At 72.6% G+C, this 25,124-nt stretch carries 24 protein-coding genes; 2 read left to right on the top strand and 22 right to left on the bottom strand.

Annotated features, from left to right (window positions below):
• Positions 1 to 11: 11 nt before the first annotated feature.
• From OG408_RS21995 to OG408_RS21945, 11 genes are all read right to left on the bottom strand, one after another.
• Positions 12 to 1,283: a phytoene desaturase family protein gene (locus OG408_RS21995; RefSeq protein WP_266781072.1), complete on the bottom strand. Its 1,272-nt coding sequence runs from the start codon at positions 1,281 to 1,283 to the stop codon at positions 12 to 14.
• A complete protein-coding gene (locus tag OG408_RS21990; protein ID WP_266781070.1) occupies positions 1,280 to 2,776 on the bottom strand; it encodes an aminotransferase class III-fold pyridoxal phosphate-dependent enzyme in 1,497 nt (498 codons plus the stop codon). Before OG408_RS21990 ends, OG408_RS21995 begins: the two co-directional genes overlap by 4 nt.
• 34 nt (positions 2,777 to 2,810) lie before the next feature.
• Positions 2,811 to 3,689, bottom strand: coding sequence for a methyltransferase domain-containing protein (locus OG408_RS21985; RefSeq protein ID WP_266781068.1), 879 nt, complete (start codon positions 3,687 to 3,689; stop codon positions 2,811 to 2,813).
• Positions 3,690 to 3,738: 49 nt separating this feature from the next.
• Positions 3,739 to 4,842 (bottom strand): type III polyketide synthase, encoded by a 1,104-nt coding sequence (locus OG408_RS21980; protein ID WP_266781066.1) that lies wholly within the window; start codon positions 4,840 to 4,842, stop codon positions 3,739 to 3,741.
• The gene (locus tag OG408_RS21975) at positions 4,839 to 5,327 is read right to left on the bottom strand and encodes a hypothetical protein (RefSeq protein ID WP_266781064.1); all 489 of its coding nucleotides are present in this window, start codon (positions 5,325 to 5,327) and stop codon (positions 4,839 to 4,841) included. Before OG408_RS21975 ends, OG408_RS21980 begins: the two co-directional genes overlap by 4 nt.
• A gap of 35 nt (positions 5,328 to 5,362) precedes the next feature.
• On the bottom strand, positions 5,363 to 6,163 hold the full coding sequence (gene ubiG / locus OG408_RS21970; protein WP_266781062.1) for a bifunctional 2-polyprenyl-6-hydroxyphenol methylase/3-demethylubiquinol 3-O-methyltransferase UbiG: 801 nt from the start codon (positions 6,161 to 6,163) through the stop codon (positions 5,363 to 5,365).
• Positions 6,163 to 7,359 (bottom strand): acyl-CoA dehydrogenase family protein, encoded by a 1,197-nt coding sequence (locus tag OG408_RS21965; RefSeq protein ID WP_266781060.1) that lies wholly within the window; start codon positions 7,357 to 7,359, stop codon positions 6,163 to 6,165. The genes ubiG and OG408_RS21965 overlap by 1 nt, the downstream gene beginning before the upstream one ends.
• Before the next feature lie 5 nt (positions 7,360 to 7,364).
• Entirely contained in the window at positions 7,365 to 8,564 is a 1,200-nt protein-coding gene (locus OG408_RS21960) for an acyl-CoA dehydrogenase family protein (protein ID WP_285570900.1), read from the bottom strand.
• A complete protein-coding gene (locus OG408_RS21955; RefSeq protein ID WP_266781056.1) occupies positions 8,561 to 8,842 on the bottom strand; it encodes an acyl carrier protein in 282 nt (93 codons plus the stop codon). The genes OG408_RS21960 and OG408_RS21955 overlap by 4 nt, the downstream gene beginning before the upstream one ends.
• A gap of 126 nt (positions 8,843 to 8,968) precedes the next feature.
• Complete coding sequence (locus OG408_RS21950) at positions 8,969 to 10,540, bottom strand: phosphopantetheine-binding protein (protein ID WP_326671508.1); 1,572 nt, start codon at positions 10,538 to 10,540, stop codon at positions 8,969 to 8,971.
• Positions 10,530 to 12,086: a class I adenylate-forming enzyme family protein gene (locus OG408_RS21945; protein WP_442806054.1), complete on the bottom strand. Its 1,557-nt coding sequence runs from the start codon at positions 12,084 to 12,086 to the stop codon at positions 10,530 to 10,532. Before OG408_RS21945 ends, OG408_RS21950 begins: the two co-directional genes overlap by 11 nt.
• A gap of 349 nt (positions 12,087 to 12,435) precedes the next feature.
• On the opposite strand from OG408_RS21945, the gene OG408_RS21940 reads away from it, so the two are divergent.
• Complete coding sequence (locus OG408_RS21940) at positions 12,436 to 13,977, top strand: MFS transporter (protein WP_326671506.1); 1,542 nt, start codon at positions 12,436 to 12,438, stop codon at positions 13,975 to 13,977.
• Positions 13,978 to 14,039: 62 nt separating this feature from the next.
• Here OG408_RS21940 and OG408_RS21935 read toward each other — a convergent pair whose 3' ends face one another.
• From OG408_RS21935 to OG408_RS21910, 6 genes are all read right to left on the bottom strand, one after another.
• Positions 14,040 to 15,821, bottom strand: a complete 1,782-nt coding sequence (locus tag OG408_RS21935; RefSeq protein ID WP_326671505.1) for a fatty acyl-AMP ligase — start codon at positions 15,819 to 15,821, stop codon at positions 14,040 to 14,042.
• A gap of 28 nt (positions 15,822 to 15,849) precedes the next feature.
• Positions 15,850 to 16,647, bottom strand: a complete 798-nt coding sequence (locus OG408_RS21930; RefSeq protein WP_266781048.1) for a thioesterase II family protein — start codon at positions 16,645 to 16,647, stop codon at positions 15,850 to 15,852.
• A 205-nt stretch (positions 16,648 to 16,852) separates the two neighbouring features.
• Positions 16,853 to 17,659 carry an AfsR/SARP family transcriptional regulator gene (locus OG408_RS21925; protein ID WP_266781046.1) on the bottom strand — a complete coding sequence of 269 codons (807 nt, stop codon included), beginning with the start codon at positions 17,657 to 17,659 and terminating at the stop codon, positions 16,853 to 16,855.
• A gap of 153 nt (positions 17,660 to 17,812) precedes the next feature.
• Complete coding sequence (locus OG408_RS21920) at positions 17,813 to 18,697, bottom strand: EamA family transporter (RefSeq protein WP_285570916.1); 885 nt, start codon at positions 18,695 to 18,697, stop codon at positions 17,813 to 17,815.
• A 43-nt stretch (positions 18,698 to 18,740) separates the two neighbouring features.
• Positions 18,741 to 19,556 carry an inositol monophosphatase family protein gene (locus OG408_RS21915; RefSeq protein ID WP_326671502.1) on the bottom strand — a complete coding sequence of 272 codons (816 nt, stop codon included), beginning with the start codon at positions 19,554 to 19,556 and terminating at the stop codon, positions 18,741 to 18,743.
• A 54-nt stretch (positions 19,557 to 19,610) separates the two neighbouring features.
• On the bottom strand, positions 19,611 to 19,874 hold the full coding sequence (locus OG408_RS21910) for a hypothetical protein (RefSeq protein ID WP_442806053.1): 264 nt from the start codon (positions 19,872 to 19,874) through the stop codon (positions 19,611 to 19,613).
• A 269-nt stretch (positions 19,875 to 20,143) separates the two neighbouring features.
• On the opposite strand from OG408_RS21910, the gene OG408_RS21905 reads away from it, so the two are divergent.
• Complete coding sequence (locus OG408_RS21905; RefSeq protein WP_266781040.1) at positions 20,144 to 20,500, top strand: hypothetical protein; 357 nt, start codon at positions 20,144 to 20,146, stop codon at positions 20,498 to 20,500.
• 81 nt (positions 20,501 to 20,581) lie between these two features.
• Here OG408_RS21905 and OG408_RS21900 read toward each other — a convergent pair whose 3' ends face one another.
• From OG408_RS21900 to OG408_RS21880, 5 genes are all read right to left on the bottom strand, one after another.
• Positions 20,582 to 21,052 (bottom strand): RICIN domain-containing protein, encoded by a 471-nt coding sequence (locus tag OG408_RS21900; protein ID WP_326671500.1) that lies wholly within the window; start codon positions 21,050 to 21,052, stop codon positions 20,582 to 20,584.
• 195 nt (positions 21,053 to 21,247) lie between these two features.
• A complete protein-coding gene (locus OG408_RS21895; RefSeq protein WP_326671499.1) occupies positions 21,248 to 23,629 on the bottom strand; it encodes an excinuclease ABC subunit UvrA in 2,382 nt (793 codons plus the stop codon).
• Between the two features lie 23 nt (positions 23,630 to 23,652).
• Positions 23,653 to 24,063, bottom strand: coding sequence for a VOC family protein (locus tag OG408_RS21890; protein ID WP_266781035.1), 411 nt, complete (start codon positions 24,061 to 24,063; stop codon positions 23,653 to 23,655).
• Positions 24,064 to 24,073: 10 nt separating this feature from the next.
• Complete coding sequence (locus OG408_RS21885) at positions 24,074 to 24,526, bottom strand: helix-turn-helix transcriptional regulator (RefSeq protein ID WP_326671497.1); 453 nt, start codon at positions 24,524 to 24,526, stop codon at positions 24,074 to 24,076.
• 79 nt (positions 24,527 to 24,605) lie between these two features.
• Positions 24,606 to 24,998 (bottom strand): VOC family protein, encoded by a 393-nt coding sequence (locus OG408_RS21880; protein ID WP_266781031.1) that lies wholly within the window; start codon positions 24,996 to 24,998, stop codon positions 24,606 to 24,608.
• Between the last annotated feature and the right edge of the window lie 126 nt (positions 24,999 to 25,124).

The raw sequence follows: 25,124 nt of genomic DNA, 5'->3' as shown, positions 1-25,124 counted from the left end.
TCGGAGCGGACTCACAGCCGGGCGGCCGCCTCCCGCGCGGCCCGTACCCCGCTCAGCACACCGGCGTCCGCGAGCAGCCCGTGCGGGCCCACCCAGTCGCCGGCCAGGAAGACACCCGGCTCACCGGCCACGGCGGGCCCCGGCCGGCCGGCCAGACCGCCGAGCCGTGACTCCGGCAGGGCGGTCATGGTGGTGATCCTGGGGAGGAACCTCTCGTGCACCAGGACGTCGCGCCAGCCGGGCTGGCAGGTGTCCAGCAGGGCGTACAGCCGCTTCCGCACCTCGCGGGCGCCGGGCTCCGTCCCGTCGTCGTACCGCGCCAGGTGCAGCACGGCACCCCCGTCGGGTGCGAGCCGGGCGGTGCCGGAGAAGACGGAGAGGTACAACGGCTCGTCGACGCCGAAGACGAGGGACCGGGACGGTTCGGGCAGCCGGCTCAGCGCCACGTCCAGGCAGGCCGTGTGCAGCGGGCGGCCCGCCGTGCCCGCGAGGCCGGGCTGCTGGAGCAGCCGTCCGGCGGCTCCCGGGGACAGCCCGGCGACGATCACCGACCGGGCCCGGATGCCCGGGCCGCCGGCCGTGGTGACGTGGGCGTCCGGCCCGCCCCGCACCGACTCGGCCCTGACGCCGGTGCGCACGTGCACGCCCAGCGCCGCGGCCCGCGCCAGGAGGGCGTCGACCACCGTGCGCCAGCCGCCGTCCACGTACCGCACACCGCGCCGCGCCTCGGCGAAGTGCGAGGCCAGGGCGTTGGCCCCGATCATGTCGGGGCGGCCCACGTAGGAGCTGATGCGCAGCACCGCGAAGGCCGCCTGGCGGGCGCGCTCGGTGGGGAGCCGGCCGGCCAGCCACTGCGCGGCGTCGCTCCCGTCCGTTCCGGAGCGGCGGCCGGACAGGGCCAGCAGCCGGGCGACGGCGACCCGTTCGCGTACCGAGAGGAGCCCGGTGCGCAGCAGCGGTCCGGCCGCGGCGTATCCGGGATGCAGCTGCCCGTCGCGCAGCGCCAGGGCGCCGGCGAGGTCGGGTGCACGGCCCGGGACGCGGACGCCCAGGGCCTGGAGCTGTCGCTGCGTGCCCCGGTACAGGGCGCGCGGGCCGAGGCCGAGCCGGTAGCCGTCGTGCTCGGTGGTGCGGGCCCGGCCGCCCGCCTCACCGCCCGCTTCGAGCAGCACCACACGGCGGCCGGGGCCGGCGGTGGCGGCCAGCGCCACCGCGGCGGCGAGGCCGGTGAGCCCGGCGCCGACGACGACCGCGTCCGCCCGCTCGTCCGGCCCCCCGCTCACTGCTGTCCGGCCCCGGGGAGGATGAACGGGAAGCCGTGCTTGTCCAGTTCGAGCGCCGAGTCGGTGACGGCCGTGACGAGCGCCTCCAGGTCCTCGGTGCTGTGCGCGCCTCCGGTGAACAGCATCGGAAGGCTGAGGGTGTAGAAACCGCGCTTGCGCAGCATGAGGGTCAGCAGGAAGAACGCGATCGGGTTGACCGAGCCGGCGAACGAGCGGTAGTCGTCGTAGCTCTCCTTCTCCAGGAAGCCGAACGAGCCGATGAAGTCGCCGAAGCCGACCAGCCGCAGCGGGATGGCGGTCCGGGACCGGAAGTCCGCCAGCCGCTGCTGGACCATGGCGACCTTGGCGCGGGTCTCGGTGTAGTAGGTGTCGCGCTGCTCGTGCAGCAGTCGCAGGCTCGCGTACGAGGCGGAGAGCGCCAGGTGGTTGCCGGCGTGGGTGGTCTGGACGCAGGTCTTGCGCCCGATGTCGGTGAGCGGCAGCCCCGAGGTCTGGGTGTGGTCGAGCAGGGCGGCCCGGCCGCCGACGGCGGAGAGCGGGATGCCGAGGCCGCTGATGACCTTGCCGTAGCAGTACAGGTCGGCCTCGATGCCGAAGTGCGCGGCGGCGCCGCCCGGTCCGTAGCGGAATCCGGTCAGCACCTCGTCGAGGACGAACGGGACGCGCGCCCGGCGGCACGCCTCGGACACGGCCTTGAGCAGCGGCACCGTGTGCTCGACGAACGGGAAGGAGGAGGAGGCCGCCTCGGTCAGCACACAGGCGAGCTCGTGCTTGTGGCGCTCGATCAGCTCCAGTGCGCGCACCGGGTCGTTGGGCAGCACCAGCAGGTCGCGCGGATCGGCGACCGGGACCCCGGTCAGTGCCGACTGGCGCTCGATCCCGCCCTCGGGCGTCTCGCCGGGGAAGGGCTGCGTGGGGTGCCCGTGGTACCAGAAGGCGGTGTTGTGCATCCCGAGGTCGTGCACGCCGTGCAGCGAGCCCTCGAACTTGGCCACCATCCGGCGGCCCGTGTGCGCCCTGGCCAGCCGGATCGCGGCAGCGGTCGCGTCGGTGCCGGAGTTCAGGAAGGCGAACTTCTCGACGTGCGGCACGAACTCGTGCAGCAGATCGACCAGCTGGGCCTCGACCGGGTGGCAGTAGCCGTTGCCGGTGGTGGCTCCGAGCTGCTCCTTCACGAACTCCACGACCGGTTCGGGGCTGTGCCCGTGCAGGGCCTGGGCGCCGAAGCCGAGATGGCAGTCGATGTAGTCGTTGCCGTCCAGGTCGGTGATCCGGCTGCCGTGCGCCTCGGTCACCACCAGCGGGAACTGCGGTGAGTGGAAGGGCCAGAAGACATGGGTGGACGCGTCCAGCTCACGCAGCCGCCCGGTGGCGGCCACGGAGCGGGTCTGTCGTTCGGTGAGCTCGGTGAACAGGTCGATCAGCCACTGCTGCGAGAGCAGATCACCGACCAGTGACTCGACTGACGTCGCCTCGGCGGCGGTTGTGGTCATCACGTTCTCCAGGAAGGGTCGGGCGGGGCATCGGTCACAGCGGCCGGGTGGCGCGGAGCACGCCGTAGCGCATCACGTCGCGCTCGTACGCCTGCTTCATCAGCGGTACGGAGTTGAGGAACCGGAAGATGTCCATCCCCTTGGCCCGGACGAGCTTCCAGATCATGGAGGGGTCGCGGACCACGGGCTTCACGATGTCCGTGGAGAGCTTCCAGGTGTCCTGCACCCGGTCCGACCAGTCGACGGTCCGGACGTCCTCGAAGCCCAGCTCGCCCGCGATGTCGCGGTACTGGTCCAGGGGCAGCACGTGCGAGACGACGAAGTCCCGGTAGATGCGGTCCAGCAGCCGGGACTCGTCGGGGGTGAGCCGGTCGTCGCGGGCGCACCAGGTGGCGACCAGCAGCGTGCCGCCCGGCTTGAGCACCCGGAAGCACTCCGCCAGGAACGCCGGCTTGTCGGGCATCAGCTCGCAGCTCTCCAGCGCCCAGACCACGTCGAAGGAACCGTCGGGGTAGTCCGTGTGCATGGCGTCCATCAGCCGGAAGGCGGTGCGGTCGCTCACCCCCGCCTCGGCTGCCTTCGTCTCGGCGCGCCCGATCTGCTCCTCGCTGATGGTGATGCCGTCCACCTCGCAGTCCAGCTTCGCCGCGAGGTGGGCCGAGGAGGCGCCGATGCCGCAGCCGGCGTCCAGGACGCGTGACCCCTTCGGCACCGGGGCGAAGGAGATCAGCTCCTCGACCAGCCGCACCTGGGCCGCGTGCCGGCCCGGGTCGGGCTCGCCGTCGGCCCAGTAGCCGTGGTGGATGTGCTCGCCCCACAGGTCCTCGTACAGCTCGATCAGGCCGTCGTAGTGGTCCTTGATGGCGGCGTGCAGATCCGGCGTGGACCAGCGGGGTTTCAGTGCGCTCGTCATGGCGTGATGTCCCATCGGAGTCGGGATCGGAACGGGAGGCGGGAGGGGGTCAGAAGCGGATGAGCGCAGACTCCATGGTCAGCCCGGGGCCGAACGCCATGATCACGCCGTGCTCGCCCGGCGCGGGGCGGGCCTCGCGCAGGATGCGGTCGAGGATGAGCAGGATCGTGGCGGACGAGCAGTTGCCGTTCTCCGCGAGCACCGCCCGGGAGGGGGCGAGCTGCTCGGCGCCGAGCTCCAGCTTCTCGCCGACGAAGTCGATGATCTTCGGGCCGCCCGGGTGGACGCCCCAGTGCCGTACGTCGGAGGCTTCCAGGCCGTGCGGGGCCAGCAGCCGTTTGACGAACGGTTCGATGCTCTCGGCCAGGTAGAACGGAACATACGGGGAGAGCGTCATCCGGAACGCCGAGTCCTCGATGTGCCAGCTCATGGCGTGCATGGTCTCGGGGTGGGTCTCGGTGTGCGTGCCGAGGACGACGGGGCCCGGTCCGCCGTCGTCGGCGCCGAGCAGCATCATCCCGCCCGCGTCACCGAACAGGGCGTTCACGACGGCCTGTTCGGCCGTGTACTCGGGGCGCAGATGGACGGAGCACACCTCGGCGGAGCCCGCCAGCACCAGTTCGTCGGGGCGGGCGGCCACCGCGTCGAGCGCGGTCTTCAGCACGTTGAACGCGGCGTTGCAGCCCATGTGCCCGATGAAGGTGCGGCGCAGGTCCTGGCGGAGCTCGAACTCCTTGGCCAGCAGGATGTCGGGGGTGGGCCCGGCGTACCCGGTGCAGCTGGCCAGCACGAGCGAGCCGACGCGCTCCCGCACGGCACCGCCGGCCGCCTCGTCGAGGACTCCGCCGACGGTGCGGCGGCTCATGGCCAGGACGTTCTCCTCCCAGGCCAGCATCCGGGTCTTGATGGGCGGGAAGCCGTCCAGGTAGGCGGTGCGCGGGTCCCACGCCATGTGACGGCTGCGCACCCCCGAGCCCCGGAAGATCTCCTCGGCCTTCGGCACGTCCCGGAACATCTCCCGGTAGTACTCGTCGAAGGCGCTCTGCTGCGGCACCACGTTCTCCGGTGCCGTCGTGCGCAGGGCGAGCAGTCTCGCGGCCCCGCGGGTGCCCGCCGCACCGGACCCGGCGGCGGCCTCGGTGACGGCGTTCATCCCACGTTCTCCAGGACCGCGGCCGGGGACTCCAGCCGGTCCTTGATCGCGTCCAGGAATCCCTCGGTCACCTGGTCGCTCTGCTGCCTGGCGAACGGCTCGACGAGCGGCAGCACGACGGGCGCGATGTCCACGTCGGCCTCCGAGCGGGTGTCGATCTCCAGGTAGGTACTGCCCGGGGTACTGCCTTCCGAGGTGCGGAACTCGCCCCAGGAGCGGAAGTTGTGGCTGCCGACCGGCTCCCAGCGGATCCGTCCCGGGTCGGTCGTGTCGAACCTGGACCGGTGGTCGGGGGTGTGGCTGACGGCGCCGTTGGAGATGGTGGCCAGCACGTAGTGGTAGACGTCGTCGCCTTCGGCGGTGAGCGTTTCGACCCCGGGCATCAGCACGCCGCAGCCGACGATGTCGAGGAGCAGCGCGCGTACGGTGTCCGGCTCGGCCCGGACTTCGGTGGCTACCGCACTGGCAGAGCGTATGGAGACCATGGTGTCCTTCACAGGTGTGAGTACCGGCGCCCGGTTCAGCGTTCGGACGGGCCGGGCTTGGTTGCGTATCCGATGTAGCTGGCCGACAGGTCGTCGCCGACGGCGAACCTGCCGAGCCGGCGGTGCAGCAGCAGTCCCGGCAGGACCGCGGGCAGGGCGCGGGCCGGGCCGAGGCCGCGGGTGTCGGCGAGCCGCATCCCGCGGTCCGCCAGCAGGCCGCTCAGCTCGGCGGGGCGGATGAACATCCGCCAGTTGTGGGTGCCGGGCTTGATGATGCGCAGCAGCTTCTCGGCCACCAGGATCAGCAGCAGGTAGCTGCGGACCGTCCGGTTGACCGTGTCGAAGAGCAGCACACCGCCGGGGACCAGCAGCCGCTGGATCTCGGCCAGCGCGGCGGGCAGGTCCTGGAAGTGCTCCAGCACGTCGGAGGCGACGACGGCCTCGGCGCAGCCGTCCGGCAGCTCGGTGCCGTACGCCGAGCCGACGCGGTACGTCACCTGGACCCCGGTGGCCGCCGCGTGCCGCCGGGCCGCCTCCACGGTGCCGGCCGACAGGTCGATGCCGGTCACCGGGTAGCCGCGGGAGGCGAGGTCCTCGGAGACCAGCCCGCCGCCGCAGCCGAGGTCCACGACCCGGATCTGTCCGGGTGTCCGTCCGGCGAACCGGTTGCGCAGGATCGTGTCGAAGTAGCCGGTGCGCGCCGGGTTCATCTCGTGCAGGACGCGCAGCGGGCCCTCGGTGTTCCACCAGTCGTCGCCGACCTCGTCGTAGTACTCGTTGTCGATCGGCACCGGACGCGCGTCGGCCGTCCGGGTCCGGCCCGTGGTCGCGGACATCACACCCACCTCGGTGTCTCGACCGGGCTGATGCCCAGGGTGGCCTTGCCGATGAACTCGCGGGCCATGTCGTTGGTGAAGGGCAGCAGCGGGCCGGCCTTCACGTCCCGCCAGATCTGCCCGATGCGGGAGCCCTCCCGGATGCCCGATCCGCCGATCACCTCGAACGCGGTCGCCACCACGTGCTCGGCCTCGTTGGTGATGTAGTACTTCGGCACGCAGGTGTCGGCCACGAACGCGGGCAGGTCGTCGCCCGGCTCCAGGTGGCGGGTCGCGTACTCCGTGAGGAGCGCGTCCATGGTGGCCAGCGAGGACCGCATGCGGGCCACCGCGAACTGGATGCCCGGCAGCCGCGCGAGGTCGGTGACCGCGGTGGTGGAGCGTCCCCGGGTGCGCCGCACCGCGAGCTCGTAGGCCTGCTCGGCGAGGCCCAGGAAGACGGCCGCGAAGCAGTAGTGGCCCCACTGCTGGCGGGCCATCACGAACAGGGGCGTCAGCCCGTCGGGGAACACCGAGTCGTCGGCGTCGACGTGCAGGGAGTCCAGCTTCAGCGAGTGGGAGCCGGTCATCGGGAGCGCGAATCCGCTCCACCGCGAGACCACCTCGATGCCCTGTTCCGGCTTCTCCACGAAGAACGCGGCGAGGTTGAAGGGCGGTTCCAGGTGGTCGTCGTCCAGGCCCGCGGTGATCACCAGGTGGGTGGCCGCGTCGAAGCCGGTCGCGAAGTGCTTGACCCCGTCGAGGACGAATCCGTCGGGGGTGCGCCGGGCCACGGTCGAGGGCATGACCCAGTTGCCGCCCGATCCCTCGTCGGTGAACGGGCCGACGATGAACGCCCCGTCGCGTACCGCGCCGAACATCCGCTCGCGCACGGCCACGCTCAGGTCGCTGCGCATCGAGCCGGTGAGCACGGCGTGGATGGCGAGGGTGAAGGCGGTGGACCCGCAGCCGCCGGCGATGATCCTCAGCAGCCGGGTGTTCTCCTCCAGCGTGGCCTCGAAACCGCCCATGTCGCGGGGCACGTTCACGGCGGTGAGGCCCGAGTCGATCAGGTCCTGGATGTTCCGGCCGATGAACTCGCCCTTGTCGTAACCCTCCTCGGCCCGCTGGGCGAAGCGGTCGGCCAGCTCCTGCGCCGTGCCGCGCAGCTGCGCCCAGCGGGCGGCGCGCTCCGTGTCGTGTACGGCTGTCGCCATGGCGCTCAGCCCTCCCATCGGGGTTCGGCGAACACCGGCACGCCGAGCGCGTGCTTGCCCGCCCACTCGGCCGTGACGTCGGAGTTCGGGGGTACGAGCAGTCCCGCCACCACGTCGCGGTAGGCGCGCTGCAGGGGATGGCCGGAGAGCAGGGCGGAGCCGCCCTGCACCTGCATGGCGAGCGTGACGACCTCGTGGGCGAGGCGGCACACGCTGTTCTTCATCACGCTCATCTCGATGTAGTGGCCGAGCGGGTCCGCCGCGATCTGCCGGTCGTGGTCGGCCCGGACCGCCTGGTACAGATGCGCCTCGGCGGCCGCCAGCCGGGTCTTCATCTCCGCCACCCTGAACTGCACTCCGGGCAGGTGGGCCACCGTCCGGTCCAGGACGTGCAGGGTGCGGCCGCGCTGTTCGGCCACGACTCCGTCGAGTGCGCCGCGCGCGATCCCGAGGAAGACGGAGGCGAAGCTGCACCACGCCCAGTGGACCCCCTGCATGAACATCAGCGGCAGGGCTCCCGCCTCGCCGACCATCCGGTCCTCCTCGACGAACAGGTCGTCCAGCAGGAGCGAGTGGCTGCCCGTGGCGCGCATGCCGGCCGCGTCCCACTCGGAGGTGACGGTGACGCCGCGCTCCGGCTTGGGGACGAGGAAGCCGACCGGCTCGGGCAGGCCCCGGTCGTCGGTCCTGGCGGCCGAGAGGAACAGCAGGTCCGCGGCCGGGAAACCGGTGAAGAAGCCCTTGCGGCCGTTGAGGAGGTATCCGCCCTCCACCGGCTCGGCCTTGGTGGTGGGGTGCCACCAGTTGCCGCCGACGCCGGGCTCGCTGAAGCCGCCCGCGATGACGGAGCCCTCGTGGGCGATCGCCCGGTAGGCGCGCTCGGCGCCCGGGCCCCCGATGCCCGCGATCATCGCGATGCCGTGGACGTGCATGTTGACGGCGAAGGCGGTGTTGGCACAGCCGGCGGCCAGGGTCTCCTGGGCCCGGCAGAGCTCCTCCAGGCTCGCTCCCCCGCCGCCGAACTCGCGGGGGACGGTCATCGCCGTGTAGCCGGAGTCGACGAGTTCGGTGAAGTTCTCCAGCGGGAAGCTGCTGTCCCGGTCGTGCTCCGCGGCCCGCTGCGCGAACCCCTTCGCCAGCTCCGCCGCGAGGGCGACGTAGTCCGTTGTCGCGGCGGCCGGGGCCGCCTGGGTGAGAACGCTCATCGCGGCCTCCCCGCCACCAGCGGGCGGTGGACGTCGCCCGTCACGGTCGCACTCAGGTAGCGGGTGAGACTGCCGACGGTGTCCCCTTCGGCCCGGGTCGCCATCGCCAGCCAGTCGGCTATGTCGACCTCGCCCAGCACGTCCCTGATGCGTTCGAAGAGTTCGGCGAGATCGACCGAGTCGAAGCCGAGGTCTCCGGTGAGACGGGAGTGTTCGGTGACCGGCCGGTCCGCCGTCTCGGGCCGCACGGCGCTGAGTTGCTCGGTCAGTATCGTCAAGAAGGCTTGCGCCCGGTCGTCCTGCACATTCACTCCTGGAAGCCTGAATATCCTCTGTCTGCATGTGCTGCTGCGGTGGCGCCGATGCTGGCACCGGGCCCTGTAGCCACGGTTGCGCCGTAAGGTTCAGGCCAGGGCCTGGCGCTCCCGGAGTCCGTCGACCACGGCCCACAGGGTCGCGGGGGAGGTGAAGACCTCGGGCTCCAGCTCCTCGTCGGGGATGCTGATGCCGTACGTGTTCTCGATGCTGATGACCACCTCGACCATGGCCAGCGAGTCGAGTCCCACCGCCTTCAGGCTGATGTCGGGCCCGACCTCGCCCCGCTCGGCCAGCCTGGGCAGGATCTCCTTCAGCAGACCCTCGAACGCCTCGTCCCACTGCTCACTCATGTCAGCTCCTTCGCTGCCGTTCTCGGTCGTTGCGGGGGACGGCCGGGTGACCGCCGGGATCTGCTGCCGGTGCAGGGCCAGCCGGGTGGCCGAGACGACCTCGTCGCCGTCGACGAGGACCTCGGCGGGGGCCCGGTGCCCGAGGAAGCCGAGCAGGCTGGCGGAGAGTCCGTACGCGCCGACGTTCGGGAACGCCAGCACGGCCCCGGAGCGCACCCCGGCCAGCTCCACCCCGCGGCCCAGCAGATCGGCCGGCGTGCACAGCGGACCGGCCAGGGTGACCCGTTCGGTCGCCGCGTCCTGGCCGGTGTGCAGCGGCCGGGCCTTCATCGGCAGCAGCCGGCCGAGGCCGGAGAGGCCGCCGAGATGGTTGATGCCGGAGTCGAGCACCGCGAAGCGGGATCCGCGGCTGTCCTTGACGTCGGTGACGGTGGTCAGCAGGGTGCCGCTGTCGCCGACCAGGTGGCGGCCGGACTCGAAGGCGACCTGCGGCGCGCCCTCGCGCCAGCCGGGCAGGAACTCGTCGAGCGCCTCGCTCACCGCGGCCCGCAGTCCGGGGTAGCGGGGCCGGTCACCCGGCACCGCGTAGGGGGCGGCGAAACCGCCGCCCAGGTCCACCAGGCGCAGCTCGATGCCGAGCAGGTCGCGCAGTTCGGCCGCGGTGCGGGCGGACTGGATGATCTCGGCGCACAGCCCCTTCTCGTCGCGGGCGTTGGTCAGCGGGAAGAAGTGCAGCCCGACGATCCGGACCCCTTCGGTCTTCAGCCGGTGCGGGGCGTCGGTCAGGACGTCCAGGTCGAAGCCGAACTGCGAGGCGCTGCCGGTCATCCGCAGCCCCGCCTCGCCCGGCGCCCCGGCCGCGTTGATCCGCAGGACGCAGTCCAGGTTCACGCCGTGCGCGACTCCGGCCGCGCCGACGCGTTCGAGGTCGCCGAAGGACTCGGTCGAGTAGGAACGCACCCCGAGGCGGACGGCCTCGTCGAGTTCACCCGGCGTCTTGCCGGGGCCCGAGTAGAGCAACTCGTCGGCGGGGCAGCCCGCTTCGAGGGCCGCGGCGAGCTCGCCCCGGGAGGTGATCTCCGCGCGGGCGCCGGCCCGTGTCAGCTCGGCGACCAGTCCGGGGTGCGGGTTGGCCTTGAGCGAGTAGTAGAGACGGGAGTTCTCGGGGAGGGCGGCGGTCAGGTCCCGGTAGGCCTCCCGGACCCGGCCCACGTCGTAGACGTACAGCGGACTGCCGTACTCCTCCAGCAGCCGCTCGGCCCGCGCGTCGTCGCCGCCCGGCCGCGGGTCCCGCTGTTCAGATGCCACCGTCGGTCTCCTTCAGATAGGCCACGAGCCGCTTGCGGTCGGTCTTGCCGTTGGGGGTCAGCGGCAGCGCGGGGACGACGTGGCAGATGTCCGGCACCTTGGCCGGCTCCAGGCGTTCGGCGAGCCGGGTGAGGGTGTCCTGCGCCGTCGTCGTGCCGGCCACGAACAGGACCATGTCGCGGTCCTTCTCCGGGACGAGCAGCGAGGCCTCCCGGACCCCGTCGACGTCCAGGGCTGCGGCTTCGATCTCGATGGCGCTCATGCGCAGTCCCCGCCGCTTGAACAGGTCGTCCCTGCGGCCCTGGAAGTAGAGGTGCCCGTCCCCGTCGAGCCATCCGTAGTCGCCCGTGTGCAGGGTCTTCACGCCGTCGGGACCGGTGCGGTACCGCAGCGCGGTGGGCTCGGGCGCCCGCCAGTAGCCGGCCATGAGGTGCGGCCCGCGCACGGCGATCTCGCCCGTCTCCAGCGGCGGCAGCGGCCGGCCCTCCTCGTCCAGGATCAGCACCTGGGTGCCCGGCAGCGCGGGGCCGACCGAGCCGGGCCGGGCGATGTCGCCGTCCGGTTCCAGGATGGTGATGCGCTTGCACTCGGTGGTGCCGAACATCGCGGCCACCCGCGCGCCGGGGAACTTCTCGCGCAGTGCGGCGATCAGCGGGGCGTTGAGCGCGGCGCCCGTGTTGGTGAACAGGCGAACCTTCGTCGGCCGGGAGTCCCGGGTGGCCAGCCTGACCAGCAGCTCGCCGAGCGAGGGGACGAGCGGCACCACGGTGGCACCGTGGTCGTGGGCGTAGCCGAGCAGCCGGGTGTGCTCGTCGGCGTCGGAGAGCAGCAGTTCGGCCCCGGCGAGCGCGCAGAGCAGCGCCTGGTAGAGGCCGTAGTCGAAGGAGAGCGGCACCGCGGTGAGCACCACGTCGTGCGAGCGGTAGCCGAGCCGGGCGGCGATGGCCCGGGCCGCGAACGCGATCGGTGCGTGCGGGCAGGCCACGGCCTTGGGGGCGGAGGTGCTGCCCGAGGTGTAGATGAGCAGGGCCAGCCGGTCGGCCGGCACCGGGCGGGCCGGGCCGTCCGCCGGCCCGGACGGGGTGAGGTCGATCTCGTCGAAGGCCAGTACGGGCGTGCCCGCCGGCCAGGTCACGCCGTCCGCCGCGGTGCGTTCCGCGGCGTCCACGACGATCAGGGCCGGCTCGGAGTCGGCGAGTACCGGGCCCAGGTGGTACGCCTTCATCGCGGGGCTGACGGGCACCAGCGTGGCGCCGTGGCGCCAGGTGCCGTACAGCAGCGCGAGGAACTCCCGGACGCTGCCGATCCGGGTGAGCACGCGGTCGCCGGGGCGGACCCCGAGCTCACCGAGGCGCTGCTCGAACCCCCGGGCCGCGCGGTCGAGTTCGGCGTAGCTCCACTCCCCCCGGCGGTCACGGACCGCACGGGCCGCGGGGGCGGTGGCCACCGCGGCGCCGAGGAAGGTCTCGGCGGCGTTCTCGACATCGCTGGAGACGAAGGTGGAGGCGGCGAGCGCCTCGGTGGGCGGGGTCGCGAAGGTGGTCACGGTGCTGCCTCCGTGTGTTCCGTGCAGAGGTGGCCGGCCCGGCGTGCGAAGTCCCGGCCGGATTCGGCGAGCGGGGTGCCGGGCAGCGATTCGGCCGGCCCCGGCGGCCGGGCTCCGGCATCCGCCACGTGAACGCGTTCCCAGCGCATGGTCCTCCCATCGTCGTTGCCGCCATCCGCCGGTACGGGTTCGTGACCGCACCCGGGATGCGCCTGCCGGGAATGGTCGGGGCCCCGGCTTTGGCCCGGCTAAAGACGACGGCGCGGGCCCGGTCCGGAGAGGGCGGGCGCCCGCTGCGCAAGCGGGGCTTCAGCAGGCGCGGTGAGGATCGCGGAGGGAGCGCGCGCACGTGCCGCTCCCTCCCGACGGCGACGGAAGGACCCCGATGCAGGAGATGCGTACGGACAGGGGCTCGGCGGGCCCGGACCCGCGGCGCTGGACGGTGCTCGGGATTCTCTCGCTCGCCCTCTTCGTGATCATCCTCAACAACGGGCTGCTCCACGTGGCGCTGCCCAGCCTGATGCGGGACCTGCACGCCGGTGTCGGCCTGACGCAGTGGATCGTCGACGGCTACGCCCTGGTCTTCGCCGCGTGTCTGCTGACCGCGGGCACGCTGTCCGACCGGTACGGCCGCAAGCGGGCCACCCTGTCGGGTGTCGTTCTCTTCGGCACCGGATCGCTGGTGGCGCTGTCGGCGGACAGTGCGGAACAGCTCATCGCGGCCCGGGCGGTGATGGGCGTGGCCGCGGCGTTCGTCATGCCGGGCACCCTGTCGATCCTCGTGGACGTCTTCCCCGAGGAGGAACGGCCGCGGGCCATCGCCGTATGGGGCAGCACCTCCGCACTGGGCGTCGCCGCGGGCCCGGTCATCGGCGGGGCGCTCGTCCAGCACTTCTGGTGGGGCTCGGTCTTCCTGGTGAACCTCCTTCCGGTGGCCGCGGTGCTCGTCGCCGGTGCGGTGCTGCTGCCCGAGTCGGCCGCGCCGGTGCCCCGGCCCGCCGATCCGGTGGGCGCGGTCCTCGGTTCGGCCGGCATGGTGGGCCTCGTGTACGGCGCCATCCATGCGGCGGGCGGGGGCTGGACGTCCACGGCGGTGCTCGCCTCGTTCGGCGGGGCGGTGCTGGCGGGGGCGCTGTTCGTGGCCTGGGAGTGGCGGCACCCGTATCCGATGGTGGACTTCGCCCTCCTGCGCAGACCGGCCTTCCTCGGTGCGAGCCTGGGCAACATGCTGCTGTTCCTGGGGCTGGCCGGCACCTTGTTCGTGCTGACCCAGTACCTGCAGGTCGCCCTCGGCTACGGGCCGCTGCGGGCCGGACTCGCGATCGCGCCGCTGGCCCTGGCGGTCGGAGCCGGCTCCGCGGCCGCTCCCTGGCTCGCCCGCCGCACGGGGCCGAGGGGCGGCGTCGCGGCCGGCCTCGCGGTCACCGCCACGGGCATCTGGACGCTCGGAGCGGTGTCCGGCGGCTACCCGCAGCTGCTGGGCGGGCTCTGCCTGTGCGGCATCGGCGTCGGCCTGGCGCTGGCACCGGCGACGGACACCGTGATGGGCCTCGTACCGCCGGAGCGCTCGGGGAACGCGGCCGCTCTGAACGACACCATGCAGGAGCTGGGCAACGCTCTCGGCGTGGCCGTGGTCGGCACGGTCCTCGCCCACGGCTACAGCGGACCGGCGGCCGCGGGGCCGATGTCCGGCCGGACCGGCCATCTCGTCGAACAGGCCGCGTCCGACGGCTTCCGGGTGGCTGCCGCCATCGTCGCCGCCGGTGCCGTGCTGAGCGGTCTTCTGCTGCCCGGCCCCGCGCCCGCCGGCCCGGACGAGGACGCGACGGGCGAGGCCGCGGAGGATCACCGCGCACCCGACGCCGACGCCGCCCGCCAGCGAACCCGCTGAGGACCGGCAACGCCCCGCCCACCACCTCCCGGTGCTGGACGGGGCGTTGCCGGCCGTCGTCGTCAGGAGACGGTCACCGGCGTACGTTCCCTCAGCTCCCGCACCGCCGGCTCGACCACCTCCAGCAGGGGATCGAGCGCTCCGGCCAGGAACAGCCGCCGCATCAGGGTCCGCTGGACCTTGCCGCTCGTGGTGCGCCGTACGGTTCCGGGGGCGACCAGCAGCACATTGCCCGCCGGCACCCCGAACTCCTCGTTGACCGCGCGCTGCACCCGCTCCAGCAGATCCTGGTGGTCCGCCGCCTGCGCGTCCGCGCCCCGGCCCCTGACCTCCAGGACGACGACGAGCCGTTCGCGTACGTCGCCGTGCGGCCGCACGGCGAACACCGCACCCGTGCCCAGCGACGGGTGTGCCGAGCGGGCGGCGGACTCCACGTCGTGCGGGTAGATGTTCCGGCCGTTGACCACGATCATCTCCTTGAGCCGGCCGGTCACATAGAGTTCGCCGTCGCTGAGGGCGCCGAGGTCCCCGGTCCGCAGCCAGCCGCCCGCTGTCCCGTCCTCCCCGGCGAGCCGCGCCCCGAAGGTCTCCGCGGTGGCCCCGGGGCGGGCCCAGTAACCGGCGGCGACGCTCGCCCCGCGCACCCAGATCTCGCCGATGCCCTCCTCGCCGAGATCCCGCAGGGTGGCCGGATCGGCGATCCGCACCTCGAAGTCCTCGGCGTGCGTCACCCCGCTGCTGACCAGGGTGCGCGCGGCCAGGCCCGGGACGGGCCCGGTGAGCCGCCCGGTCTCCAGGGCCGCGGTGTCGACGGTGCGCGTCACGGCCGGGCGCCCGAGCGGAGTGCCCGAGACCAGCAGTGTCGTCTCCGCCATTCCGTAGCAGGGGAAGAACGTCTCGGGCCGGAAGCCGGCCGGGGCGAACCGTCGGGCGAAGGCGTCGATGGTCTCCGCGCGCACCGGCTCCGCACCGTTGCACGCCTGCTCCCAGCGGGAGAGGTCGAGCGTGAGCAGCTCCGCGTCCTTCACGCGCCGGACGCACATGTCGTAGCCGAAGTTGGGGCCGCCCCCGATCGTGACCCCGTGGTCACCGATCATCTCCAGCCAGCGCACCGGCCGGCGCATGAACGTCTCGGGGTCCATCAGTGCGGCCCGCGCCCCCAGCCACAGCGGATGCAGGACATGCCCGATGAGCCCCATGTCGTGGTAGAGCGGCAGCCAGCTGCCCAGGCAGGAGTCGGCGCCGGAACCCAGCGAGCGCTGGATGGCCGCCTCGTTGGCCATCAGGTTCCGGTGCGAGACCATCACGCCCTTGGGCTCGCTCGTCGATCCCGAGGTGTACTGGAGGAACGCCAGGCTGTCGGCGGACGGTTCGGGCTCCCGCCAGTGCGTGGCGTCTCCCACCGGTCCGGTGTCCGTGGCCAGGCACGGCACGCCGTCCGGCCCGCCGCCCGCCAGCCAGGACTCGGCCACCGGTGCGTGCTCGCCGGTGGTGAGCACCGCGCCGATCCCCGCGTCGGCCGCGATGCGCGACAGCCGCTGGAAGTGCCGGTCGTGTGCGGAGGGAAGGGGTGCCGGCACGGCGACGGCTCCCGCGTACTGGCAGCCGAGGAAGGCCTCGACGAACGCCAGGCCCGAGGGGTACAGCAACAGCACCTGCCGGCCCGCCAGGCCGCGCGTCTGCAGCCAGGAGGCGATGTCCTTGGCCCGGGTGTCGAGCTCCGCGTAGGTCAGCCGCTCCACACGGCGCTGCGCGTCCGTCTCGTGGACGAAGGCGAACGCCTCCGCCGTGCCGCGGGCCTGCGCCCTGGCCAGCACGCGTTGGGTGAATGTTTCCTGGTTCATCGTCGTCTCTCCACTCCTGAGCGGCGGTTCAGACCGGCAGCGGGCCCGCGAGTGCCGGGGCATGGGCGTAGCGGCGGAGCAGGACGGCGAGTTCGCGCAGGAACGTGTCCTCGTGGGCGCGGATGAAGAAGTGCCCGCCGGGCATCTCCCGCACCTCGCAGCCGCGCCCGGCGTGCCGCCGCCAGGCCACCACCTCGGGCACCGACACCAGCCGGTCCCTGGCCCCGATGAACAGGTGCAGCGGGATTCTCAGCGGTTCGGCGGCCGCGGCCACCGGGGAGGTGCACAGCAGCAGGTCGTCACGGGCGACGGGCAGCAGCGCCGCCAGGAACTCCGGGTGGTTCAGAATCACCCGCGGTATCCCGCCCAGCGCCGCAAGGCCGGCCACCAGCTCCTCGTCGCTCGCTCCCGGGTCCGCGATCCTGGGCGCGGGCAGATGGGGTGCGCGGTAGGAGCTGAGCACGAGCGCGAGCGGGAGGGTGGCACCGCGCTGCTGGCGGCGGTGGGCCAGGCCGTAGGCGATGAGCGCACCCATGCTGTGGCCGTACAGCACGTACGGGTGCTCCAGCTCCTCGTCGAGCTGCTCGTCCATGTCGTCGATGAGCGCGTCGAGGTCGGTGAACCTGCGCTCGTTCATCCGGCCCTCACGGCCGGGCAGTTGCACCGGCATCACCCGCGTACCGGCTCCGTGCTCGTCGAGGCCGCGCTGCCAGCGCCGGTACGCCGATGCTCCGCCGCCCGCGTACGGGAAGCAGAGCAGCCGCACACCGGCTCCGGTCGGGTCGGCCGTCGGTATCTGGGGCGTCTGGGACAGGTATTGCGTCATTCTGCTCCGCCTCGGGTTCGTCCGGCGACTGTGTGCCGGCCGGGCCCGGCCGCACGGCGCGGCCGACTGCGGCCGTCCGGGCGGGCCGCGCCCGCCCGGCCCTGGCGGACAGGCACGGGCGGTGCGCCCGCCTGCCCGGCGGCACACCCCTCGGCCAACGGTGGAGCGGGTCCCGGCCGACACGCGCCAAGAGTGCGGCCCGCCGCTAAAAGACGGCCAAATCGTAGGCGGGCGAGGCGAGGGAGGGATCGTCGGCGAGAATGGCGTGATGCAGTCGCTGGAGCCGCTGCGAGGGCTCGATGCCGATCTCCCTCACGAACGAGGCGCGCAGCTTCCGGAAGACCTCCAGGGCCTGCCAGGACCGCCCGCAGCGGTAGAGCGTCAGGATCAGCTGGGCGTGCAGGTTCTCCTGGAGCGGGTAGCGGGTGGTGAGCACGGTGAGTTCACTGACCAGTTCCGCGTGGCGGCCCAGCCGCAGGTCCGCCGCGATCCGGCTCTCCAGCGCACCGCGGCGCACCTCGTCGAGGCGCCGCACCTCGGTCTCGAGCACCGGCCCGGTCCGGACGTCCGCCAGGGCGGGGCCGCGCCACACCGTCAGCGCCTGCACCAGGATGCGTGCGGCGTCGGCGACCTCGTCCTCGGCCAGCGCCCGCTGCCCGCGCAGGGCGAGCCGCTCGAACTCGCGGGCGTCCACGTCGACGTCCGCCTCGGGCGGGTCCAGGATGTAGCCGGTGTGGCTGCGGACGAGGACGTCCTTCCCGTCGGGGCCGCCGACCGGTTCGTACGCCGCGGAGAGTCCTCGCCGCAACTGCTTCACGTAGGTCTGCACCACACCCGAGGGCCGCCCCGGAGGATCGCCGTCCCACAGCTCCTCCGCCATGGCGGCCATGCTCACATGACGCCCGAGGTTGGCCGCCAGCAACGCCAGCACCTGCCGCGGTTTCGCCGCGCTGGGCACCACGGACGTGCCGTTGACCGTCACGACCAGCGGTCCGAGGACTCCGATCACCATCGCCCCTGCTCCCTCCGCTTGCTCCATCCATGACGGTCGCACGTGAGGACCGCGCCCGGACAGGGACGGGTGCACGCACCGGCCGTGAGATCAAGGGGGCACGGTGCATGAGATCTTCATGTCCGGAGTCCGGTGAGCACCGCCCCGCCCTGCTCAGCGGCCGGAGGGAACCCGCGCGGCGGGCCGCTCTCCCGTCCGGACCGTGACGAGGGCGATCCCCCCGCAGCACACCGCCAGCAGCAGGATCTCGGCCACCGAGGGCGCGGGTGCGGTCCCCAGGGCCCAGTCGCCGAGGCGGACGGTGAAGGGGACGGCCAGTTGCACGGCGGCCGTGAAGACCGGGCCGCGGAGCAGGATCAGCCGGTGCTGCACGAGGTAGGCGGGGGCGTAGACCGCCGCTCCCAGCAGCACGATGCCCCCTGTCGCGGCGAGGGTCGGCGGGTGCGCGATCAGGGCGGGCAGCGACATCGGGAGCAGCAGACAGGTGGCGGCAGCGAGGAGCACCGGCAGCACGGCGAGCGGCGGCAGCCGGGACAGCCGTGCCCGGTACAGGAACCCGTACACCGCGAAGGCGGTCGTCGCGGCCGCCACCAGCAGCAGCCCCACCCCGTCCAGGTCCCCCGCGTCCGCGCCCAGCGCCGCGTATCCGGCGGCCGCCGCGCAGGCCAGGAGCGCGCCGGCGGCCTTGCGCGGTCCCGGCCGCTCGCCGAAGAACAGCGCGCCGACCGCGACCGAGGCGCATGGCATCAGCGCGACCACGAGGTTGGTGAGCGAGGTGCCGATGCGCGGGATGGCCAGGAGCGTGCCGGCCGCGTACCCGGCGAAGCCGAGCAGCCCCAGCAGCCACACCGTCCCCGGCCGCGCCACCGCCTGCCGCAGACCGGCCCGTCCGCTCGCGGACGAGGCGGCGGCGACGGTCAGGACCAGACAGCACACGGCGGTACGGCCCACCGCCACGGTCAGCGGCTCGGTGCCGGTGACCAGGGCGCCGGAGAGCAGCCAGGTGCCGGCGAGGAGCAGCACGAGGACGGCCGGCATCAGTGGACCTGCCTCGCGGCGGCGCCGGACGGGGTGGCAGGGCTCAACGGACGGCCCGTGCCTGGTTCATGACCATCCCCAGCAGCGCGTCGTGCGTCTGCCGGTCGGCGGCCGCGATCAGGCCGCCCGCTCCGGTGTACGGCGGCCGGCCGTGGAGGTCGGTCACCACACAGCCGGCGGCCTCGCACAGGGCGATGCCGGCGGTGAAGTGCACGCTGTCGCGCAGGTCCCCGTCGGTGACGTACGCGGCCCTGCGGCCGGCGGCGACCCAGGCCACGGCCAGTGTGGTGGAGACGACGCGCGGCCGGAACCGCTCGGCGAACTCCGGGGCGGCGAGCAGCTCCACCGCCCGGAAGGCGGGGGCGTTGGGGAACTTCGGGTCGAGGTTGACGTCGACCAGGCAGGAGGCGGGCGAGGGGGACAGCTCCTGGTCCGCGCCGTCCTTCCGGACCCGGGCGCGGGTGCCGTCGGTCCAGAACACCTCGCCGCTGAACGGGTCGGCCGAGGCGCCCGCGGTCGTCGCGGAACCCACCCGCAGCGCGACGTTCACCGCGACCAGCATGTTCTGCACGGCGTAGTTCAGCGTTCCGCACAGGGGGTCGACCAGCCATCTGCGCTCCGCGCCGTCCGCGCCGGTGTGTCCGCTCTCCTCGCCCGTCACGGCGTCAGCGGGCCGGGCCTTCCGCAGCACGTCGAGGACGGCCTCCTCGGCGGCGAGGTCCGCGGCCGTCGCGAAGTCACCGCCGGTCTTCTCCACGCGGTGCAGCGATGCCCCGTACATGTCGCGGACCACCGCCGCACCCGCCTGTGCTGCTCTCAGGGCCAGTTGCGCATCGGACTCCGTGCTCGCGCTCGTCATGCGGGCAGGCTATCCGGGGCTCTTCCCGGCTCGGTCCCGGGCCGCCTCGCACCCTCATCTCGGCAGCTGCCCCTCGCGGTTGATCTCCGTGACCCGTGCCCGCAGGACCAGGCCGGGCGGGGCCGGCCGGACGGAGTCGGGCGGACAGTCCCACTCCGCGCCCCCTCCGGGCGGCCGCAGCTGCACATAGGGGCCGACCCGCCCCATCACCCGCCCCACCCGGCCGTCCCGCACGTCGACGGCGAACGCCCCACGCTCCGGTACGGGCAGGGACATCTCCGGACCACCGGCTCCGCCGCTGCCGCCCTCACCTGTCATGGCCGGCCGCCTTTCCGCAACGCGTCCTGTTCCGCTCCCTCATCTTCATGATCCATTCCTTCCACGCTGCGTAACCGAAATGCCTACTCAGCGTGCCTATTCTTCCGCCGGTCGCGAGGCGGCGCCGGTCCGGCAGCCGCACGCGTTGCGGCCGGACCGCGCATCCCCTCATTCGCGTATCGGACTGCGAGACGAATCGTCCCAGTCCTCAAGACCGTTGCTACGGTCCCCGTACGCCCGGCCAGGGCACCGAGAGAAAGGTGCGGCACATGCCGAAGACCGTGATCCATGTGTTCCACGACGACGACGCCTCCATCACCACGGGAACCCGCGTGGCTCAGCGCATCCAGGAGGTCGCCGCCGAGCACGGCACCACCGTCGAGGTCCTGTGCTTCGGTCCGGCCCAGCGCCTCCTCGCCGATCCGGCCGCCTCCGGGGCGAGCGCGGTCTTCAACCGGCAGGTCGACGAGCTGATAGCCGGCGGCGTCGCCGTGGGCGCCTGCGTCAACGCGGCCCGGGCCGACGGGACCGAGGACGCGCTCGCCGGGCGCGGGCTGCGCCTGCGGGTGGCGCGGGACGAGTTCCTGCGCTTCACCCTCGAAGGCGCCACCGTCATCTCCTTCTGACGGCTGCGGAACACGAGAACCCGACAGGGCCGGGTCCCGGGCCCCTGCGCCCCGGACCCGGCCCCGGCCGGACGGCAGGTCCTAGCCGACCCGGGTGAACGTCCACTCGGGCGCGCCGCGGCCCGCCAGCGTCGCCCGGCCATCGGCCGGGGTGAGCGTGCCCAGGGACGGGATCTCGGTGAGGCGGAGGGCGACCGGGGCGCCGTCCTCGTCCGGGCCGGTGATCGTCCACTGGTCCGGCGAGGAGCCGCACGGGCTCAGGAAGACCGGGGGCGGGGAGATCTTCAGCGGCGACAGGCCGAGGCAGTGGGACTCCTCCCGGCCGCTGGCCAGCTGCACCGAGCCGTGCGGCAGGTTGCGCAGCTGCCAGACCGCGTCGTTGCCGCAGGGGCCGAGCTGACCGCCCAGGAGGCCCTCGTTGGTCAGCAGACAGGCTCCGGTGCGCGCGTCCTGGATGAAGTAGGAGCCGTTGTCGGCGGCCTGGGACGGGGTGGCGAGCGCCATGACCGCTGCGACGGACGCGGCGAGGGAAAGGACCGGACGGATGCGCACGGGACTCCTCGTACGGATGTGAGGGAGGGGGTTCGGGCCGGACGGCCCGCCCACCCACCAAGATCACAAACATTCGGGGTCCCGCCCCGCCAACACCACACGATCGGCCGGGGCGTACTCGCAGCAGGCAGGCGCACTGCGGCCGCCGCGTGCGCCCCGGGCGGCCGCCGTCCCGCGGCCGTCCGGGGCGTTCCGTCAGCCGCCGACGTACGCCGCGAGATGCTCGCCCGTGAGGGTGGAGCGGGCCTCGACGAGGTCCGCGGGCGTCCCCTCGAAGACGACCTTGCCGCCGTCGTGACCGGCACCGGGACCGAGGTCGATGATCCAGTCGGCGTGCGCCATCACGGCCTGGTGGTGCTCGACGACGATGACGGACTTGCCGGAGTCGACGAGCCGGTCGAGCAGGCCGAGCAGTTGCTCGACGTCGGCGAGGTGGAGGCCGGTGGTCGGTTCGTCGAGGATGTAGACACCGCCCTTGTCGCCCATGTGGGTGGCCAGCTTGAGACGTTGGCGTTCGCCGCCGGAGAGCGTGGTCAGCGGCTGGCCGAGGCTCAGGTAGCCGAGGCCGACGTCGGCGAGCCGCTCCAGGATGCGGTGCGCGGCCGGCAGATGCGCATCGCCCGCGCCGAAGAACTCCTCCGCCTCGGCCACCGACATCGCGAGCACCTCGCTGATGTCGCGGCCGCCGAGGTGGTAGTCCAGCACCGACGCCTGGTACCGCTTGCCCTCGCAGTCCTCGCAGGGGGTGGCGACCCCCGCCATCATCGCCAGGTCCATGAAGATGACACCGGCACCGTTGCAGGTGGGACAGGCACCCTCGGAGTTGGCGCTGAACAGCGCCGGCTTCACGCCGTTCTCCTTGGCGAACGCCTTGCGGATCGGCTCCAGCAGACCGGTGTACGTCGCCGGGTTGCTGCGCCGCGAGCCGCGGATCGGGCTCTGGTCGACCGACACGACGCCCTCCCCCGCCGGGATCGAGCCGTGCACGAGGGAGCTCTTGCCGGAGCCGGCGACCCCGGTGACGACGACGAGCACCCCGAGCGGCACGTCGACGTCGACCTTGCGCAGGTTGTTCGCCGTCGCGCCGCGGATCTCCAGTGCCCCGGTCGCCTCGCGCACCGAATCCTTGACGGCCGCCCGGTCGTCGAAGTGCCGGCCCGTGATCGTGTCCCCGGCCCGCAGCCCCTCGACCGTGCCCTCGAAGCAGACGGTGCCGCCGCCCGAACCGGCCCCGGGACCGAGGTCGACGACATGGTCGGCGATCACGATGGTCTCCGGCTTGTGCTCGACGACGAGCACCGTGTTGCCCTTGTCCCGCAGCCGCAGGAGCAGCTTGTTCATCCGCTCGATGTCGTGCGGGTGCAGTCCGATGGTGGGCTCGTCGAAGACGTACGTGACATCGGTGAGCGAGGAGCCGAGGTGGCGGATCATCTTGACGCGCTGCGCCTCGCCGCCGGACAGCGTGCCCGCGGGCCGGTCCAGCGAGAGGTAGCCGAGGCCGATCTCCACGAACGAGTCGAGGGTCTGCTGCAGCGCGTCGAGCAGCGGCGCCACCGAAGGCTCCTTGATGCCGCGCACCCACTCGGCCAGGTCCCTGATCTCCATCGTGCAGGCGTCCGCGATGCTGATCCGCTTGATCTTCGAGGACCGGGCACCCTCGCTGAGCCGGGTGCCGTCGCACTCGGGGCAGGTGGTGAAGGTGACCGCCCGCTCCACGAACGCCCGGATGTGCGGCTGCATCGCCTCCTTGTCCTTGGACAGGAACGACTTCTGGATCTTGGGGATCAGCCCCTCGTAGGTGAGGTTGACGCCGTTGACCTTGACCTTGACCGCCTCTCCGTAGAGGAAGTCCCGCAGCTCCTTCTTGGTGTACTTGCGGATCGGCTTGTCCGGGTCGACGAACCCGGACTGCGCGTAGACCTGCACGGTCCACTGGCTGTCGGACTTCCAGCCGGGGATGGTGAACGCGCCTTCGGCGAGCGACTTGGTGTCGTCGTAGAGCTGGCTGAGGTCGATGTCGGAGACCGAGCCCCGGCCCTCGCAGCGCACGCACATCCCGCCGGTGCGCTGGAAGGACGCCTTCTGCGCCTTGGTCCTGTCCCCGCGCTCGACCGTGATCGCGCCGCTCGCCCGGACCGAGGCGGTGTTGAAGGAGTACGCGCTGGGCGGGCCGATGTGCGGCTTGCCGAGCCGGCTGAACAGGATGCGCAGCATCGCGTGGGCGTCGGTCGCGGTGCCGACCGTGGAGCGGGGGTCGGAGCCCATCCGCTGCTGGTCGACGCTGATCGCGGTGGTCAGCCCTTCGAGCACGTCGACCTCGGGCCGCGCCAGCGAGGGCATGAAGCCCTGCACGAAGGCGCTGTACGTCTCGTTGATCAGCCGCTGCGACTCCGCGGCGATCGTGCCGAAGACGAGGGAGCTCTTGCCGGAGCCGGAGACACCCGTGAAGACCGTCAGCCGGCGCTTGGGGATGTCGACGCTGACGTCCTTGAGGTTGTTCACGCGCGCGCCGTGCACCCGGATCAGATCGTGGCTGTCGCCCACGTGCGGCGTGTCCGCCCTCTTGGCCCTGGTCATCCTGTCTCCCTCTGTTCTCCGGGTCAGCGCTGTTCCTGGACGCGGATCAGGTTGCCCGCGGGGTCGCGGACGGCGAAGTCACGCACACCGTACGGCTGCTCGGTCGGCTCCTGGACGATCTCGGAGGTGCCGGCCTGCACCTTCTCGAAGGTGGCGTCGAGGTCGTCCGTGGTCAGCAGGACGCGCGCGAACGTGCCCTTGGCCATCATGGCGACGACGGTGGCGCGCTCCTCGTCGGTGACGGACGGATCGGCGTACGGCGGTTCCAGGACGAGGGACGTGCCGGGCTGCCCGGCCGGGCCGACCGTGATCCAGCGCATCGCGCCCTGGCCGACGTCGCCCCGGACCTCGAAGCCCAGGACGTCGCGGTAGAACGCGACCGAGGCGTCCGGATCGTCGTGCGGAAGGAAGGCGGAGTGAATGGTGAAGTTCATGTCCGCCACGCTAATCCGGCTTCCTGACCGGCGCTTCTCGATTCCTGATCGGTCGTGTCACCTGCTTCTCCAGGCACGAGGGCACCCCCGCCCCGGTCTGCTCCGCCTCCTGCGCCTGGCGCCGGTAGACGCTGGGAGACACCCCGACCAGCTCGGCGAAGCGGGTGCTGAAGGTCCCCAGCGAGGAGCAGCCGACCTCGAAGCAGATGTCGGTGACGCTGAGGTCGCCGCGGCGCAGCAGGGCCATCGCCCGCTCGATGCGCCGGGTCATGAGGTAGCCGTACGGGGGCTCGCCGTAGGCGCGCCGGAACTCGCGGCTGAGATGCCCGGCCGACATGTGCACGCCGCGGGCGAGCGCCTCGACGTCCAGCGGCTGCGCGTACTCCCTGTCGATGCGGTCGCGGACGCGGCGGAGCCGTGCGAGGTCGCTCAGGTGCTGTGCAGGGTCGGTTCTGCTGGTCACCCGTGAAGCGTGCCACGGCGGGCGGCGGAATGCTCCGCGTTGCCGCAAGACACCCCTGCCGCCCCGCGCCCGCCCCCGGTCAGGCGTCCTTGTCGTGCACGATCTGGATCAGGTTGCCGCAGGTGTCGTCCAGGACCGCGATGGTGACCGGTCCCATCTCCAGGGGTTCCTGGGTGAAGCGCACCCCGAGCCTGCTCAGCCGCTCGAACTCCGCCTGCACGTCGTCCACGGCGAAGGCGGTGGCCGGGATGCCGTCCTTGACCAGTGCCTGCTTGTACGGCTTCACCGCGGGGTGGCCGTCGGGCTCCAGCAGGAGTTCCGTTCCGTCGGGGGCCTCCGGCGAGACCACGGTCAGCCACCGGTCCGTGCCGATGGGGACCTCGGTCTTCTTCACGAAGCCCAGCACCTCCGTGTAGAAGCGCAGGGCCTTGTCCTGGTCGTCGACGAAGACACTGGACAGGTGGATCCTCATGGCGTGCTCCCGGTGCGTGGTTCGGATCGTTCCGGATGACGGAGCCTGTCGGCGGCTCCCATTCTCCCGCAGGGCCACGGGCGGGGCCCGGCCGACACCCGTGAGAACGCCGCAGGCCCCCGAGTC

The organism is Streptomyces sp. NBC_01257, from assembly GCF_035917255.1.
Classification (GTDB): Bacteria; Actinomycetota; Actinomycetes; order Streptomycetales; family Streptomycetaceae; genus Streptomyces.
The sequence above is the reverse complement of the archived record's forward strand: the minus strand, read 5'-3'. Positions and strand labels throughout refer to the sequence as shown.

Coding starts and splice junctions, on each gene's coding strand:
- OG408_RS21990 (WP_266781070.1), bottom strand. CDS start 2,776: ATGACCACAACCGCCGCCGAGGCGACGTCAGTCGAGTCACTGGTCGGT.
- OG408_RS21985 (WP_266781068.1), bottom strand. CDS start 3,689: ATGACGAGCGCACTGAAACCCCGCTGGTCCACGCCGGATCTGCACGCC.
- OG408_RS21980 (WP_266781066.1), bottom strand. CDS start 4,842: ATGAACGCCGTCACCGAGGCCGCCGCCGGGTCCGGTGCGGCGGGCACC.
- OG408_RS21975 (WP_266781064.1), bottom strand. CDS start 5,327: ATGGTCTCCATACGCTCTGCCAGTGCGGTAGCCACCGAAGTCCGGGCC.
- ubiG (WP_266781062.1), bottom strand. CDS start 6,163: ATGTCCGCGACCACGGGCCGGACCCGGACGGCCGACGCGCGTCCGGTG.
- OG408_RS21965 (WP_266781060.1), bottom strand. CDS start 7,359: ATGGCGACAGCCGTACACGACACGGAGCGCGCCGCCCGCTGGGCGCAG.
- OG408_RS21960 (WP_285570900.1), bottom strand. CDS start 8,564: ATGAGCGTTCTCACCCAGGCGGCCCCGGCCGCCGCGACAACGGACTAC.
- OG408_RS21935 (WP_326671505.1), bottom strand. CDS start 15,821: ATGAACCAGGAAACATTCACCCAACGCGTGCTGGCCAGGGCGCAGGCC.
- OG408_RS21930 (WP_266781048.1), bottom strand. CDS start 16,647: ATGACGCAATACCTGTCCCAGACGCCCCAGATACCGACGGCCGACCCG.
- OG408_RS21925 (WP_266781046.1), bottom strand. CDS start 17,659: ATGGTGATCGGAGTCCTCGGACCGCTGGTCGTGACGGTCAACGGCACG.
- OG408_RS21920 (WP_285570916.1), bottom strand. CDS start 18,697: ATGCCGGCCGTCCTCGTGCTGCTCCTCGCCGGCACCTGGCTGCTCTCC.
- OG408_RS21915 (WP_326671502.1), bottom strand. CDS start 19,556: ATGACGAGCGCGAGCACGGAGTCCGATGCGCAACTGGCCCTGAGAGCA.
- OG408_RS21910 (WP_442806053.1), bottom strand. CDS start 19,874: ATGACAGGTGAGGGCGGCAGCGGCGGAGCCGGTGGTCCGGAGATGTCC.
- OG408_RS21905 (WP_266781040.1), top strand. CDS start 20,144: ATGCCGAAGACCGTGATCCATGTGTTCCACGACGACGACGCCTCCATC.
- OG408_RS21895 (WP_326671499.1), bottom strand. CDS start 23,629: ATGACCAGGGCCAAGAGGGCGGACACGCCGCACGTGGGCGACAGCCAC.
- OG408_RS21890 (WP_266781035.1), bottom strand. CDS start 24,063: ATGAACTTCACCATTCACTCCGCCTTCCTTCCGCACGACGATCCGGAC.
- OG408_RS21880 (WP_266781031.1), bottom strand. CDS start 24,998: ATGAGGATCCACCTGTCCAGTGTCTTCGTCGACGACCAGGACAAGGCC.